Raw genomic sequence first — 15,764 nt, forward strand, 5'->3', positions numbered from 1 at the left:
CGTCTCTCGAAACGATGAACCAGCGCTATCTCCCGATCAGCGCAAATGGCGCGGGGTAGAGCAGCCCGGTAGCTCGTCAGGCTCATAACCTGAAGGTCGCAGGTTCAAATCCTGCCCCCGCAACCAAAAAATTACCACATATCAAACACATAAGCCGATGGTATTCATATACCACCGGCGCTTCCGCGTTTACATCAACGCCACATCAACACCAGAACAGAAAAACCGCAAGCGCGCGCATACGCGGGCAAACATATGAACTGGCGGGTGAAGTTTAAGCGGTGACCGCTGCGCTCCACCCTCCTTCAGCTTGACGGGTTGAAGTTCCCAGGCGACTGATCGCCCTTTCATCCAAAGACGGCCTTCCACGCACGCCTACGAACGACAGGCGGTTGCGCTCGCAATAGAGGTCGACATACCTATGTTATGACCGCGGCAAATCGCCAATATGTGCCACCTATTTCTGGACAAAAAAGACCTTGGGTGTCGAAGATGTTCACTTGCCCAACCCAATTCGAGGGGCTCTTCCCGGAGTTTTTCGAGAAGCACATTTTGCCGAACCTCCCTTCCCGCGAGGTCGTTGATCGATTTGACAGCTACCTCCGGGACTATCTCGATGGTGAAGATCCACTGTTCCTGGTCCGACAGCTGCGAGGCCTAACGCGTGGTGAAGTTGTGCTGACCGATCACAACAACCGGGTGATGCCCTGCGATAACTCTCCGGTCTGGCAGATTCATGTCACACTGCTGTCGGGTGCAGAATTGAAAGAAGATGCTGAGGGCTTCTTCTCAAGCCTTCCTGTCCATTTCTTCCAGATGCGGGGAAGGGCCAATCTCAACCGCGCTGGCTTTCACGCTGCACATCTTGTCGACGTGAAAGACCGAAACTTGCTTTGGCGAACCTGGACCAAGGACGAGCTTTCGCGACGGATGCTCCTGAACCTGCACCCGTGCAACATGACGTTGCTCGCAAAGTCGGACTGGCATTTACATGGTGGCAGGCGGGACATCCTCAAATGGGTGCAAGGCCGGTATTTGGACCTCTACGGCGACTGCATGTGCCGATTTCTCAAGTCGGTATCCTATGATGCTGATTGCTGTCAGTTTGATGGCGCGATGCCATATTCATTTTGTAGTGGCGTGGCGCGTTTTAGTTCAAGACTTCAATCCGCCTCAGTCGCCAGTGTCGCCGACCGACCATCCCATGTGAGAGCCGTGATGCGACCAATGATTTCCAAGTCCTTGATTGGGACCGACACGCTTCTCGACATAGAGGTCATGGGCCATCGGTATTCGGTGCTTCACGACGATCTGCTTGCATGGGTATCTGTGAACACCAATGCCATGAATACCGAAAGCTGGCGTCGGGGCGTCTATAGCTGGCCCAAACCGAACAAAGAGATGCTGCAGTTCCTGTCGCGATTCACCAAGAGCGACGAAGAATAGTGCGGTCCTCAGGATCGCGATAGCTGAGTAGAGATCAGCTCGTCTCGTCCGTTCCCCGCATCACGCGCTGGAGCGGTTGCACGCACGAATGATCTGATCGCCCATCCGGTGCTCCTCCGACATTCTCGTCTCCCGCGTAGGTGCGCGCTCTTTCGTTTGGGGCGGACGAAAGCAGGAAATAACTGTCGCCGGATCACGAGTCAGGCCGTAATACAGTGCGTTGCGTTTCCCGCCGTGCCATTTACTCGTTGTTTTGAAGGTCTTCTGGCCTCAGCAATTTGCGGACGCTATCTTCCGTCCAAGGCTTGCCGGTTGCACTCCGCAACGACCGATCGTTCAGAACGTCGGCGATCGCCTTGTAGGGTTGCTTCTGCGCACGCAGTCTCCGCGCCTCTCGAGAGGCGACCACCATGCGCGCGCCTTTCCCCGCAGACCACTCTTCCTGCCGAACACGCCATTGCGCGAAATGCGCATGAGGATCGAACAGCTTGCGGTCGACCACAAACTCGTCCGGATAAACGGTCTCTATATCGATAGGCGTCTGCTGCGCCCAATCTGAAAGCGGCCCGTGGCTCCGCCAGCCCTGTACTTCGGAAAAATCGACGAGCAGCAGGACGGCGTCGTTTTCCTGGCAGATTCTGGTGACTGGCTTCAAGGCGTCAAGCACCTGCTTGCTGCCCCGATCAGGCTCAATCTCAAGAAAGACCTCTTCCCTGATAAGTTTGTAGTTCCTCTCCTTGGCACGACGCCGGATGATCTCGCGTTGGTAGCGGATTGTACGGCTTTCATCTGCCGCCGCTTCGATATCCTTTGGCAGTTCCCTGAACCCCGCCCACGGAACCGGCAGCGTCCAGTAGAACCCGACCGCGTTACGCAAAACCTGCATTCTTCGCCCCCAAAACGCCGAACCGGAAAATCCCGAGTGATCGCCGCAAACCTTCGTCCCGGCGTATCCATGCTTCAACGAAGCGAAGGAGAACGCAATGATCGAGTCCCATGCTGAAATCGCAGCTGTCGAACTACTGCCCGCCGTGATCAACCTGGTGTCTGAAGGTGGTGCGATGCTGCGGGCAGAATTTCATCGTCCGGAAGGACCGCGGAGCCGCAACGCCAAGGTTCTTATTGACACCGAGATTGAGACGTTCCTGAGAGAGCAGTTGCTGCATCTTCACCGCTGCAGCTTTATCGGCGAGGAAACCGGTCAGACATGTGTCGCAGGCTACGACAGCTGGGTGGTCGATCCGCTGGACGGCACGGCCGACTTTCTTACCGGCCACCGCGGATCAGCTATTTCGGTGGCGCTTGTTCGCAATGGCCAACCTATTCTTGGTGTGGTCTTTGCGCCTCTTGCCCCGGACGATCGTGGGGATCTGATCGCATGGGCTAAAGGCGCGACCTTGACCCGCAACGGCATTCCTATCGTGCGCCGGGCGCCAAAATTTCCAATCACCGTTGCGATGAATGCCAATGTGGCTGATCATGCCAGGCACAACTACGAGACCCTGCCGAAAATACGCATGATCGGAATGCCAAGTCCCGCCTATAGACTGGCTCTCGCCGCGGTCGGTGAGGTCGACGCTGCGATCAGCCTGGTTCGTGGCCTTTGTCACTGGGACTTGGCTGGTGGTCATGCTCTGCTTGTCGGGGCCGGAGGCGTGTTGGTTGAACGCGCTGGTCGTCCGATCTGCTACAGTCGGCCGACTTTCGATGGCTGCATTGGCGGGGATGCGGATACGGTGTCAGGCCTTGCCGCTCACGGTCCGACAAGAGGGCCACGAGAGCCCCGCCGACCAGCTCGTCCGGTCGCTCGGATTGGAGATGCCGGGCAGCTCGCGCGTGCGCAAGGGGTCTTGCTCGGCCAGCTTGCGGGGGATGCACTTGGCTCTGCTGTCGAGTTCCGCTCGGCCGCCGACATAAGCCGGTGCTATCCGAGCGGGGTCACCCGCCTGACAGATGGGGGAACCTGGAACCTTATCGCCGGCCAGCCGACCGATGATGGCGAGATGGCGTTGGCTTTGGCGAGGTCGCTTGTGGCAACTCGCGGTTTTGACGCCGCACATGTAGGGCGGGCTTATGTTCGATGGGAGCGCTCCGGCCCTTTCGACATCGGCGGCACGACGCGCAACGGTATCGCTGCGATTGCCGCGGGAACCCCAGCAACAAGTGATCTAAGCCAAGCAAACGGTGCGCTGATGCGGGTCAGCCCGATCGGAATCTTCGCCAAGGGTGAACCTGCACTCGCCGCGAAAATCGCGGCCGAAGATGCTCGGCTGACCCATCCGAATGCGGTGTGCCAGGCTGCAAGCGCAGCCTATGCCGCGGCAATCGCGACCGGGATCGCCGGCGGAGATGCGGAGGAAATGTGGGCCGCTGCTGATCGACATGCCGGCGATGGACGGGAGGCGTATCAGATTCGCCAGTTGCTCAATGCCTCTCGGCACAGCGCACCCGCGGAATTCCAGCTCCAGATGGGTTGGGTCCTCATCGCGTTTCAGAATGCCTTTCATCACTTGATGCGCGGCACCCCCTTGGCCGAGGCTTTAACTGCCACCGTGGGGCGCGGCGGCGACACCGACACCAATGCGGCGATCTGTGGAGCGCTGCTTGGCGCGCTACAGGGACGCGAGGCGGTTCCTCTTCAGTGGCGCAACGCAATCCTCTCCTGCCGACCGGTAAATGGGAGAGGTGTCCGGCATCCGCGCCCTCGGGAATACTGGCCCGACGATGCGATGGAGCTGGCCGAGGCGCTGCTTGCAGCCGGAAGGGAAGGACGAGGTATTACGCCGAAGCGAGTAACAACACGGGGGCAGAATCATGCAGTCAGCTGCCAGCCTGTCGATCAGCGGCGGTTGCTTCTGCAAGCAAAGCTCGACGGCTACGCTGAAGCGGCGGTATTGGCCGCGCGAGTCCAGAACTTCGGATTGGCCGATGCCCTTTCATTGGCAACGACCGCGCTCCTGCGGGAGTTCTCTGCCCATTCAATTTCTCACAAGCAACTCATCGAAATCTGGACGAATGCGATGAAACCAATTTATCCCGAGCAGGAAATCAGATTGCCCCGCTGGGTTCACTAGGCCGGCGCCGAAGCTTTCCGAATCTGAGGCCCGAGCAAGAACGTTGTCACCCGCAGGCCACGGCCTGCCGGCGCATAACGTGGTAGTCTGCCATCATCCCCGCGACGACCGAACCTCCTGGCAGGACCTCGATCTCCGCCGCAGCGCGTTGTTGGTCCTCGGGCGAATAATCGACAACGGGTGGACAGGTGGTGGGGTCAAAAGCCACCCTCGCGCAGCCTCCGGACAAGATCATCACGGTCGCGAGGACGATCAGCTCCGGCTTCCAGCATCTGACGAAGGGCATCATTGCTCCTTTCGGTGGTTTCAATGCGCTCGGATAGGCGCCCGGCTCTCTCCCCGCTGCGCCGGGCGCTGAACATGAAGAGGAGAATGGCGGTGGCGAGAGCCAGCCAGGGAAGAGCCCGCCGCCACAGCGATGCAAGGAGGACGATCATCGCCGTCCCCGTTTCCAGTCGTCGATCCGTGCGTAGATCGTGATCGCGATGCCTCCGAGTGCCAGAGCAATGAACAGCCAGCGAAGCGTGTCCAGATGTCCGATCAGCGGCTGGATCGCACCCTGTGCTTCGGCCAGCGTCTGCTGGGCCACTTCAATACCTGCCGCCCCGACCGTGCCGATGCTGGCCGCACCGCCGCCTTTGAGCGTGCGGCTGTCGGCCAGACGTTCCCGCGCCGGGGCCTGATCGAGCGCGAAGGACGAGGCCCGCGCCGGGAATGGATCGCCCCAGGCGCGGCCCGGGCCGGTGTCGATATGGATGAAGTTCGACCTCGGATAGGTACCGATGCCCTGGAAACCGGCCTTGCGGGCAGCAGCGATGAAACTCGCCGGATCATGGTTCGCCATCGAGATATCGAAAGCCGTGCCTTCCATATGCTTCGATGCCTTGGCGCCGCCGACTGCCCTGTTGTGTTCGGGACTGCGATAGGCGGAGTGCACGATCATCGGCTTGCCCAAAATGGTGCGCAGGTCCTGCAATCTGTTGAGGGCGTCCTCGTTGATCAGGATCTTGCCGGTGCCGCGACAGGCGATCTCGGCCGGGGAGAAACTGGGCCAGCTCCATACCCGTTTCGGCACGTTCCGCCAGTGCTGATAAAAGGCCATTCATCTCTCCATGCGAAAGACCCCGCGAGGGCGCGGGGCAGGGGACGGGATCGGGTTGTCGGGTGGGTCAGTCGCGGGTGGGGCCGCTGCGCTCCAGGAGGCGCTTGATGTCACCGCGCATCTCACGCAGCATCTCGTTCTGCTCCTTGCGGGTCTCGGAGATCGTGTGGCGCTCGGCGTCGATCTGCTTTTCCAGCCGTTCGACCTCGCGCAGGGCGGTCCGCGAGGTGCTCTCAAGCCGGATCAGCCAGACGCCCAGCCCACAGGCCGCCATGATCGCGCCCCACCATTCACGAATAGTGTCCATCAATTCGGCACCCCACAGGTCAGGCAGTGAATCGCGATGCGCACCGCGCCGCCGGTGAAGCTCCCGCCTTTGGCAGTCAGTCGGATCGGGGTGTTGGCGTAGAAGGCCTGCGGGCCGATGACGCCGATGTTGGTGCTGCCCATGGCAACGCCGAGCGAGCCGCCGAATTTCGAGGCCTCAGCGGCAATGCCGCAGTCATAGGAAGTGGCGCCGGTGATCGCCGTCACCGTGCGCGCGGAGACGCCGAGAGCGATGGCGCGATTGGGGATCGCAATGCTGCTGTCGCGGGTGGCGCCAGAGAGCCCGGTCAGGGTCTCCTCGAGCACAGAAATTCCCGTGGTGCCATTGTTCGGGCCGCGGGCGACGGCCACGCTGGCAGATTGGGCGATGAATCCCATGGCATTGGCGACGGGGATCCAGGCCGCGCCGGTCCAGACGATCGCCTGGGATTCGTCCACCACCCATGCCAGCCACCCCGGCGCGGGCAGGATCTTCATCCAAGCCCCGTCGATCCAGTAGGCCAGGCTGCCATCCCAGCCGCTCCATGCACCGGTGGCGCCACTGGCGGGGATGTAGCGGTCGCCCTCGGCCGGGCTGGCGGGCGGCGCGGTCAGGTGGCGGTCAAGGACGGCAAGCTGGACGATCCCGTCGAGCAGGCGCAGCGCCTCATTATGGGTGACATGTTTCTGGGCCTGTGCTGCCATGATGAAAGGCAGCGCCAGATGCGCCGTGGTCTCGGACATGATGGTCTCCTGCTCAGAACCAGAGGGTGGTGATCGGCGCGGCACCGGCGCCATAGGCCTGCCCGATCTGGGCAATGCGGATATCGAGGAACGTGCCGGGGCCGAGCGGTGCGCCCCAATCGGCCACCTGCTGCGTGGCGGTGTAAATCACACTGCTTGATCCAGTTTTGGTCAGGATGCGCCTGACAACCGATCCGTTCATTATGTCAACCTGCCAGGACTCAGATACCTCGCTCATGGGCACCTCGGCAGCATTCCAGTTATCCGCGGCGAGGGACCGATCCCTTCTTTTCCAGCGGATGGTCAGATCGCCGATCTCGCGCGCGCGCCGCCATGGCTGTTCGACATGGACCGGCGCGAACGGGCGCAGGCCCATGCCGCGCGGCGTGAAGGTCTTCGCGAGATAGCTTTCGTCGCTGACCGGGCGGGATGCCGGGCCGACCCGCCAGTTCCATGGCAGTCCGAGGTCTGCCTCGGTGACCGGCAAGGGATTGACCGCGGCGTCCAGCAGCACCACCCGCGCGCCGATCGCAACCATCTCGGCCATATCCGCATCCGTGCCGCGCTGACCGCGCAGCAGGCGCGACAGACGATACCTGCCGGTCGCGATCAGTTCGGCATCCCCGAATTGCAGGATTTCCCATGCTCCGGATGGCTGCTCGACTGCGATCGAGTTCTCGCCGCTGAACAGGCGGGCGTCGGTGACGCTCTCAAGGGTGCCCGACAGCAATTCGACATAGACCGAATTGCCATAGTCGAACCGGGAGGTCGGCCCGGAATAGAGGTCCGCGACCAATTCGCCCATGCGCGCCCGGCCGCGGAACGCGGTCAGGAGTTCAAAACCGGAGTCTTCGGCGCTGCGGAGCACCGCGATCTGGCCGGGCCACGGCTTTGCGAAGGTAGCGATCAGCGGCTGGTGAGGGCTGTGATCCTCACGCAGTTGCGGCAGGTCCATGAACGCGACCAGCGGCTGGCCGAACACCACGGGCCGGGCCAGCGATGCCGGGCGCGGGCTTCCGGGCGGCAGGTCATAGGCATCCCGATCCTGCCGGATGGTCTCGATGCCGCGCGCCTCCGCGTCGGAGGTGGCGAGGATGCGCATCTGCGCCAGCCGCCCGTCATGATCGAGCAGGATCACGTCGCCGGGGTCCAGCGCGAGGCGCGAGGGCGGCAACTGGAACGAGCCGGTCTCGCGGCCGACCCATGCCTCCATCAGCGCGCGGCGGCAGCGGCGGTCGGCTTCTTCAGGCGGCACCGCCATCGGGAAGCTGTCCGAGGACACGCGGCTGGCTTCGACCGTGATCCGGCGCGACTCGACGGTGATCCCGTCGTAATCCTCATCCGCCCGCGCGACCTGCCATTTCAGGGCCTGCGGCAGTTCGGTCTCCTGCCCGCGCGCCAGTTCCATCACGTCGCCTTCGGACCCGGTCGCAACCATGCCTTCCGGCGAAATGGTCGCCACCGGCGCCCGGCCGCGCATCATGAACCTGATCCGGCCTTCGGTCTCGACGGCATCAAACCCGAAATGCCGGGCCAGCATCGTGATCGAGGTGCGGGGCGATTCCAGCGCGGTGATCACATAGCCATCGACAGCGCCGGTCAGGCCCGACACGTCGATCCATGCATCCGGCATGCCTGCGCGGCGGCACAGGTGCCGAACCAGCGCCGCGAGCGAGACGGCACCCAGCCGCCCGGTCAGCCAGTGCCCCAGCCGCCAGTTCGCGCCGTCGGACCAGACGGACGACAGTTCGGGGAAGAACGGATAGGGCCGGGCATCCCAGGTCCAGGCGGCGCATTCATCGACGTTGACCATGCGCCCGGAATATTGGGTGGAGGTCGGATTGTTGGCCGCGTCCTTCCAGAACAGATAGGTTGCTTCGAGGTAGGCCCGCTGCACGGCATCGTCGCGCCAGCCGCGCGAGAAGTAGGGTGCGAAGGATTCCGACGATTTAGTATCGTAGAACACGTTGGGCTGGTTCGGGCCCCGATCGATTGCGGGGCATCCGAGTTCGGTGAACCAGATCGGCTTTGACTGAGCCACCCACGCGGTCCAGCCGCCCAGGGCGCCGCCCGGACGGTTGCAGTGCGCGTTCGACCACCATGCGCGGATATCCTTGAAGCGGAACACCCAAGGCGTCCCGAGGCCATCGGTGATCGGCGTCCGGGTCTGCGATGCGCGATCCGCCTCGCTGGCGTAGAACCAGTCGAAGCCTTCGCCGCCCGCGATGTTCGATTGCAGATAGGCCCGGTCGTAGATCGAGGGCCACACCTGCGCGTCGAGGTGGTCCCAGCCATCGCGCCAGTCGGACAGCGGCATGTAATTGTCGATGCCGACGAAGTCGATGTTCGCGTCTGACCAGAACGGGTCGAGGTGGAAAAACAGATCGTTCGATCCGTCGGACGGGTGGTGCCCGAAATACTCCGACCAGTCGGCGGCATAGCTGATCTTCGTGCCTGGGCCGAGGATCGAGCGGACGGCGGCCGCTAGGTCGCGAAGCTGCTCCACGGCGGGATAGGCGGCGGCCCCGGACCTGATCTGGGTGAGCCCGCGCATTTCGGAGGCGATCAGAAATGCGTCCACGCCACCCGCGACTGCGCAGAGGTGGGCATTGTGCAGGATCATGCGCCGGAAGCCCCAATCACCAGCAGGGCCGGTCCACGTTACGGTATCACCCGAGACGGTGAAATCGGAAGGCTGGGCGGCACCAAAGAAGGCGCTGACCTGCGTTGCGGCGACTGCGGTCTTGTCCACGGTGCCGGTGACTCCAGCGGCGGGCGAACAGGTGATCCGCCCGCGCCACGGCAGGACCGGCTGGCCGATGGTCGAGGCGTTGTTGGAATACGGGTCGGGCAATGTGTTGCCAGCCGGAATGTCCATCATCAGGAACGGATAGAAAGTCACTTTCAGCCCGCGATCCTTGATTTCGCGGATCGACTGAATGACCGAGAAGTCGGCCGGGGTGCCGCCATAGACCGGGCGCCCCTCGTCGTCCTGACTGACCACCAGCGCATCGCCGCGATCCACGCCGTTGACCGACCATTCCGGCGAGGTGTTCTTCTGCGGCAGCTCGACCTTTGGCCTGATCTTGCAGTTGCCGGCGCGCAGATCGTCGCCGAACCATGAGACCACCAGCGAGGCGCTTCTGACCGATGGCACCATGGCTTCCAGCCGGTCGAGCGAGACGATCATGTCGGCGGTCTGGGCCAGCGCATTGACGTTCTCGGCCCCGCTGCCCTCGCCATCGGTCTTGCGCACCATCTGCGTTGCATAGGCAAACTCGCCCGATGCGGGGATGATGGTCACGGCGGGCACGAGGCCCTCGGCGGTGTCGGCATCATCCAGCGGGCGGAACACCTCGAACGAGAACTGCGGGATGCGGTTGCCGAAGCGCGACAGGGCCAGTTCCTCGAACACCACATAGGCGGTGCCGCGATAGGCGGGCGTGTCGCCCGCGCCCATCTTTGCGGAGATGAAGGGGTCGGCCTGCTGCGTCTCGCTGCCGGGATACCAGCGCCAGGTGTCCTCGGTCAGGTCCACGAGCTCGCCGTCAGCCCAGACACGCCCGATGCCGGTGATTGAGCCTTCGCAGAGCGCGACCGCGAATGACGCGTAATAGAGATACTCGGTGGTTGTGACCTTCTGCCCGCCGCCCTTGCCACCGCCCTGACGTTGGGTGTTCGTTTCCTCGCGGAAATCGGTGGCCCAGATCACGTTGCCTCCAATCCGCATCCGGCCATAGAGGCGCGGGATCACGACACCCTCGGTGGCCGAGGTGACGCGCAGGTTGTCCATGCGCTGGCCCTCGATCCGCTGGCCGGGCTGCAGCGAGGACACGATCCAGCTATCGACCATCGAACCGACGGTGGAGCCGATCATGCCGCCGATGGCCGCGCCGGAAAACCCGAGGACCGCGCCACTGATGCCGCCGCCGATGGCGGTGCCGACTGCGCCGAGAACGATTGTTGCCATGGATCAGGACTTCTTCTTGCGCGGGCGCGGGGTCGGGCGGGGAAACAGGAAGGCGAAGGCGAAGCGCCGACGCCATGCGGTGGTGAGAGGTTCCTCGATCACGCCCAGCCGTTCATAGCTGTGGATGAAGGTGCCCTCCCCGGTCAGGATGCCGACATGCTTCACCACGGCGGAGGCGCGCATCCGAAACAGGATCACCGCGCCGGCCCCGGCCTCGCCTGCCGCGACGGGGATCATGACGCGGCCCGCGCTTTCAGCTAGCAACTCGCGGCCGCCCGCCTCGCCCCAATCGCGACTGTAGGGCGGAACGGGGATGGCCTCGTCGCCGACCAGTTCGCGCCAGATGCCCCGTGCCAGCCCAAGGCAGTCGCAGCCGACACCGCGAACGCTCGCCTGATCGTGGTAGGGGGTGCCCAGCCAGCCGCGCGCGGCGGCAACGACGCGTCGAGGATCGGCGGACCTCACAGGACGGCCCCGTCATGCCCGCCATCGCTCTTCGCGTAGCGGATCACGGTGTCCTGCCCCGGAATGTGCGGGAAGCCGCGGAAGTTCGCGATGTTGGCAAACTTGGTCTGGCAGGTCGATGATCGCTTGTCGCAGCCCGCCTGAATGCTGAAGCCATCGCCCGGCGCAATTCCGTAAACGGGGGCCCCAAGCAGGGTCAGGGTCACGATGCTGGACGCCTTGTCGTGCAGCATCACCTCGGCCTGCTTTCCGGCGTTCGCGCCCGTGATCCATTCCAGAAGCCCGAAGGCGAACCAGCCGCCGGCAAAGCTGTTGATGCCGCTGACTGTGAAGGCGCGGTCACGCAGCACGTCGGTCACGCTGCCCGTGCCTGAAAAGGCCGGGTCGCTGATGGTCACGCCGCAGCGCCCATCGCCCAGCGCCGCATCACAGGTGCCCTGAAACGCGCGCCCGACGGTCTGGCCGAGGACATGCGCCATGCTGCGGACCTCTGCCACGAAGGACATGCGCCCGCGCCGCAACTCGCCGATGGAACCGCGCCGGATCAGCACCCGCTGGCCGGTCGCGTTCCAGTTCACGCGCCAGACCTCGACGGTGGCATTGTCCCAGCGGCCATCAAGGATATCGGCCTCGGTGATCCGGTCGGAGGTCAGAACGCCTTCCGCGTCCTGCGAATCCACCGACAGATCGGCACCGCCCCGGATCTCGGATGCAGCGAAGCCGCTGTCCGGTTCGAAGTCGGTGTGAGAAAAGGTCAGCGTTTGATCGTGGTCGGTGAAGCCCATAACCTCGCCGTCGGCGCGGCTGATCTTCCAGCACCAGGCGAGGGTGGTGGTGCCGTCGTCCAGATGGGCCTGCAGGCTGGCGGGCAGCGTTTTCATCGCCTGATCTCCACGAGGCCGATTGAGGTGATCGAGCCGAGGCGCTCGATATCGAGGGTAACGTCCATCGCATCGCTGTCGAAGCGGACGGGCACATCGAATTCGAAGCCGGCGCGGACAGTGACGCCATTGGCCGGGGCGGTGGCGAACGTGACGATGCCGGTGGTGTAACCGGCCAACCAGCCGGAGGTGGCCTCGACGCCGTTCACGGCCACGCGGACGGTGCCAGCGACGGGCTTGGTGATCGTGCGCGTCCACGATTGCGAACCGGACGTGTATCGCTTCACAAGCTGGAACGCCGTCTGCGCCCCGTTGCCGGTGCCGATCAGATGGTCTGTCGGCGCAGGCACAGCGGAAGGCAGGCCCGACTTGTAATCCGACCAGTCTTTGAACCGGAAGCCGTGCAGGCGGCCGTTGCGAGCCTCGAAGAAGGCCACGACGGCGGCCAGGTCATCGGCGCGACGGATGCCATAGGACACGTCGTATCGGCGACGGCTGTTCGCCCAGGATGCGTTCCGCTCCTCGTCGCCGGATGCCAGTTCAACGATCTGCGTTCGGCGCGAAGGACCACCCCGCGCGCCCCGGCTGATATTGTCGGGGAACCTGATTTCGTGAAACGCCATAAGACTCTCCATGGTTCGTGATTTTTCCCCGCAACCGGTTCCCACTTGCGGGGGAGCACTCACATGCTCCTCCGGCCCATCGCGACTGCGCGGGCAATGTCGGTGCTGATCTGGGCGCGGGATTGCCGGAAGGATTCGGCATCGCGGGCGGCGATGTTGACAGTAACCGGGCTGCCGTAGCCTGCCGCCTCCCGCCGCGAGAGAACGCGTTCGCCGCGCTGAAGGATCGCGGGCACCTCATCCGAGCGCAGCCCGGCCCAGCCGCCAGAGTGCATCCGGGGGGCATTGGCAAAGGCCATCGCGGACACGTTGCGCCCTGTGCCGCCCGACCCGACCATCCCGCCCGAGTGCAGGACGCTGGCCATGATCCCGCCACCCAGAGCTCCCAGCGCGCCGTTCAGCGCGCCGGCGAGGGGACCGAGCAGGAAGCGCCGGGCGCCGATCCTGGCAAAGTCTGCAATGATCGAGGTCGCCAACTCGCTGACGCTGATCTTGCCCTTCGTCACGAAGTCGCCGACCGCGTTCTCGGCGCTCTGGAATGCCCCTGCGAGGGCGTTGCCAATCCCGCCGCCAATGTCGCGGGCCTGATTGGCATAATCGGTCAGCGAGGCGGCGACGGCATCCCAGCCGGTCTTTGCCTCGTCGGCACCTTCCTTCGCGTCCTTGCCCGCCTTCTTGCCTGCTGCCGCGGCCCGGCCTGCCGCGCCGCCTGCGCCATCGAACGCCTCGGCGGTGCGGTCAGCAGCCCCAGCCGCGCTGTCCATTGCGGCCGCGCCTTCCTCGCCCGCCGTGGTGACGACCTCTGTCAGCGCCGACCAGCTTTCGAGAGGACGGGTGGCGGCTTCGCCCAGCGCCGCGGCCTGATCCAGATAGCCTGCGGCGGCGGTGGTTGCCTGGTCAGCGAGATTGCCGAACAGGTCCGGGGCCCCGACATAGCTGCGACCGAACGCGTCGGCGAAAGCATCCGCCGCCGATGCGCCAGCCTCGGTTGCGCCGCCCGCGAAAGGATTATTGATTCTGCCGATGCTGAACGGGTCCAGCTGCCCGATCTGCGCGCCACCCTCACCGACCGCCCAATCGGGCAGGACCGCCAGTGCGGCGTTGATTCCGCCGATGAAATTGTTGATCCGGGTGACGACGCCGTTCAGCATCGCCTCGACGCCCGCGATCAGGCCGTTCGCCGCCTGAAATGCGAGGTCGCCAATGGCACCCGGCAGCGCGCCCCAGATCGCTTTGACCGCTTCGAACGCCCCGGCATAGAGCGCGATGTATCGGTCCATGGATATCGCGGTCCCGGCCACGATGCCATCGAGAACCGTGAACACGAGCGCACGGAACCCCTCCCATCCCGCGCCCATCAGCGCAAAGGACGCCTGAAAGGCCATGCCGATCCTGCCGCCAATCTCTGCGGCGAGAGCGCCAAGCGCCCGGAAGGCATCGGCCATGCCTCCGACGCGCTCGACCAGCCGCGTGAACTGGTAGATCAGTTCGCCTGCGGCCACGATGATCGCACCGATGCCGGTGCGGATCAGCGCGCCGCGCAGGGCCGTCAGCGCGGTCGCAAGGCTGAAGGTGGCAACGCGGGCGGCGACGAAGCCCGCGACCCAGCGCCCGCCCATGAAGGCGGCCAGCGTGGCGGCATAGGTGCCGACGCGCTCCATGTTGATCAGGAAATTCTGAAAGGCGCTGTGGATGATGCCGCCCGTCGAGGCGAGATCCACGAAGCGATTGGAGAGGTCGGTCAGGGCGGGTGCCAGCGCGGCACCGATCTGGTTGCGCATCCCCTCGAACACCATGCCGACGCCCGACAGCGCGATCTGCGCCTTCTGCATGGTGGCGATGGTGCTGTTATCCATGACGACGCCCAGATCGGCGGCGCGCTGGCCCAACCGGTCCATCTCAGAGCCGCCATTGCGCAGCAGCGGCAGCATCCGGGTCAGGTCGCTGGCCATGGCCTCCAGGTAGAAGGTCATTTCCTGCTGGCCGACGCCCGCCTTTTCGAGGCTGTCCACATAGAGTTGCAGGGCGTCAGGCCCGGACAGGCGGGCGAACTGCTCGGCGGTCACACCGACGCGTGGCGCGATGTTCTCGAAGAAGTCGGCCATGGGACCGCCGCCCGTGGCCATGAAATCACCGACCCGGTCGTTCACGTCCTTCAGGATATCGGCCAGCTTCTCTTCCTCGATCCCGACGGCGCGGGTCGCCCCGGCCCAACGCTGGAATTGATCGGGGGCCGCGTTCGCGACCGTCGCCAGTTGCTGCGCCTCGGCGGCCGCCCGGATCGTCGCGGTGGTGACAAGGGTCAGGGCAGGGCCGAGGGCTGCGGTCGCCATACCGGCGAGCTTGGCCAGCACGACGCTGACCACGTCCACCTCGGATTTGAGGGTGCGGAAACCGCGCGCACCCGCCTCGCCGACGCCCTGCAGTTCGGCGCGAACCTGACGGCCATTCTCGGCCACCAGGCGCACGGATACCTTCCTCTCAGCCATCTTCGGCACCCTCTCTGATCTTCTCGTTCGTCTTGCGGATCATTTCGGCCTCAATGACCGGCAGCAGTTCGGCCACCACCAGCGGGGCGATGCCGAGGGCTCTGCCCATTGCGAGGGCAGCGGTCATGTCCCAGCCGAGGACGGCGCCGGGGATGGCCCGGACCTGACCGCTAATCCGGCCAGCCAGATCCCAGACCTGCGAACCTTCCGGCGTTACCGGATAGTTCACGCTTGCGGGGCAGTCGGGGCACGGTCCTGTGCAGGCTTCGCAGTATCGGTCGCCGCCGCCGAAGTGCCATTCGGCGAGGGCGCGCAGCCGTTTTTTTCCGCATCCAGAACCAGATGCGGTGCCAGCACCTGCGACTGGAAGGCTTCGAAAACCGGCCAGACATTCAGCAGCGCGTGGATGCCTTCGGGCGTGATCGGCAGCGCGTTTCCGTCCTCGTCGCCGACGCCTTCCCATTCGGTCACCACGCGCCCCGCGACCGCCTGTGCCATGATGACCGCCAGTTCCTCTTTGGCGGCGTCGGGGCCGATATCCTCGCTGACCACATCGGCGCGAGCCGCCGCCATGATGGCGGTGGTGACCGGCGCGGCCTTGATGCGCAGGCCGGGCAGGAGTTCGAACCAGCGCGGTTCGGTCGAAAGGTTCAGTCTGAGCATG

General features: G+C 64.3%; 14 protein-coding genes and 1 tRNA gene. 3 read left to right on the forward strand and 12 right to left on the reverse strand.

The features are described from left to right. Nucleotides 1-49 precede the first annotated feature (49 nt). Nucleotides 50-126: transfer RNA gene (locus IB235_RS20070), tRNA-Met, on the forward strand. A gap of 357 nt (nt 127-483) precedes the next feature. Then, nucleotides 484-1,446 (forward strand): hypothetical protein, encoded by a 963-nt coding sequence (locus IB235_RS20075; RefSeq protein ID WP_192338238.1) that lies wholly within the window; start codon nt 484-486, stop codon nt 1,444-1,446. 241 nt (nt 1,447-1,687) lie between these two features. Here IB235_RS20075 and IB235_RS20080 read toward each other — a convergent pair whose 3' ends face one another. Then, nucleotides 1,688-2,332, reverse strand: a complete 645-nt coding sequence (locus IB235_RS20080; RefSeq protein ID WP_192338239.1) for a hypothetical protein — start codon at nt 2,330-2,332, stop codon at nt 1,688-1,690. Nucleotides 2,333-2,429: 97 nt separating this feature from the next. Between IB235_RS20080 and IB235_RS20085 the strand changes: the two genes are divergently transcribed. Further along, nucleotides 2,430-4,520, forward strand: coding sequence for an inositol monophosphatase family protein (locus IB235_RS20085; protein ID WP_225612502.1), 2,091 nt, complete (start codon nt 2,430-2,432; stop codon nt 4,518-4,520). A gap of 197 nt (nt 4,521-4,717) precedes the next feature. Here IB235_RS20085 and IB235_RS20090 read toward each other — a convergent pair whose 3' ends face one another. The 11 genes from IB235_RS20090 to IB235_RS20140 all read right to left on the reverse strand — a co-directional run bounded on the left by IB235_RS20090 (nt 4,718) and on the right by IB235_RS20140 (nt 15,763). Next, nucleotides 4,718-4,957 (reverse strand): hypothetical protein, encoded by a 240-nt coding sequence (locus IB235_RS20090; protein ID WP_192338240.1) that lies wholly within the window; start codon nt 4,955-4,957, stop codon nt 4,718-4,720. Further along, nucleotides 4,954-5,622: a D-Ala-D-Ala carboxypeptidase family metallohydrolase gene (locus IB235_RS20095; protein WP_192338241.1), complete on the reverse strand. Its 669-nt coding sequence runs from the start codon at nt 5,620-5,622 to the stop codon at nt 4,954-4,956. Before IB235_RS20095 ends, IB235_RS20090 begins: the two co-directional genes overlap by 4 nt. Before the next feature lie 67 nt (nt 5,623-5,689). Further along, entirely contained in the window at nt 5,690-5,929 is a 240-nt protein-coding gene (locus IB235_RS20100) for a hypothetical protein (protein WP_192338242.1), read from the reverse strand. Continuing rightward, nucleotides 5,929-6,672, reverse strand: a complete 744-nt coding sequence (locus tag IB235_RS20105) for a DUF2793 domain-containing protein (protein WP_192338243.1) — start codon at nt 6,670-6,672, stop codon at nt 5,929-5,931. The genes IB235_RS20100 and IB235_RS20105 overlap by 1 nt, the downstream gene beginning before the upstream one ends. A gap of 13 nt (nt 6,673-6,685) precedes the next feature. After that, nucleotides 6,686-10,642, reverse strand: a complete 3,957-nt coding sequence (locus IB235_RS20110; RefSeq protein WP_192338244.1) for a glycoside hydrolase/phage tail family protein — start codon at nt 10,640-10,642, stop codon at nt 6,686-6,688. Between the two features lie 3 nt (nt 10,643-10,645). Further along, complete coding sequence (locus tag IB235_RS20115; RefSeq protein ID WP_192338245.1) at nt 10,646-11,107, reverse strand: NlpC/P60 family protein; 462 nt, start codon at nt 11,105-11,107, stop codon at nt 10,646-10,648. Further along, a complete protein-coding gene (locus IB235_RS20120; protein WP_192338246.1) occupies nt 11,104-11,988 on the reverse strand; it encodes a DUF2163 domain-containing protein in 885 nt (294 codons plus the stop codon). Before IB235_RS20120 ends, IB235_RS20115 begins: the two co-directional genes overlap by 4 nt. Next, nucleotides 11,985-12,611 carry a DUF2460 domain-containing protein gene (locus tag IB235_RS20125; protein ID WP_192338247.1) on the reverse strand — a complete coding sequence of 209 codons (627 nt, stop codon included), beginning with the start codon at nt 12,609-12,611 and terminating at the stop codon, nt 11,985-11,987. The genes IB235_RS20120 and IB235_RS20125 overlap by 4 nt, the downstream gene beginning before the upstream one ends. Nucleotides 12,612-12,670: 59 nt before the next feature. Next, on the reverse strand, nt 12,671-15,100 hold the full coding sequence (locus IB235_RS20130; RefSeq protein WP_192338248.1) for a phage tail tape measure C-terminal domain-containing protein: 2,430 nt from the start codon (nt 15,098-15,100) through the stop codon (nt 12,671-12,673). Then, entirely contained in the window at nt 15,093-15,329 is a 237-nt protein-coding gene (locus tag IB235_RS20135) for a hypothetical protein (RefSeq protein ID WP_370576958.1), read from the reverse strand. Before IB235_RS20135 ends, IB235_RS20130 begins: the two co-directional genes overlap by 8 nt. After that, complete coding sequence (locus IB235_RS20140) at nt 15,326-15,763, reverse strand: hypothetical protein (RefSeq protein WP_192338249.1); 438 nt, start codon at nt 15,761-15,763, stop codon at nt 15,326-15,328. The genes IB235_RS20135 and IB235_RS20140 overlap by 4 nt, the downstream gene beginning before the upstream one ends. Nucleotide 15,764: the final 1 nt, after the last annotated feature.

This window comes from Paracoccus sp. PAR01 (genome assembly GCF_014851995.1).
Classification (GTDB): Bacteria; Pseudomonadota; Alphaproteobacteria; order Rhodobacterales; family Rhodobacteraceae; genus Paracoccus; species Paracoccus litorisediminis.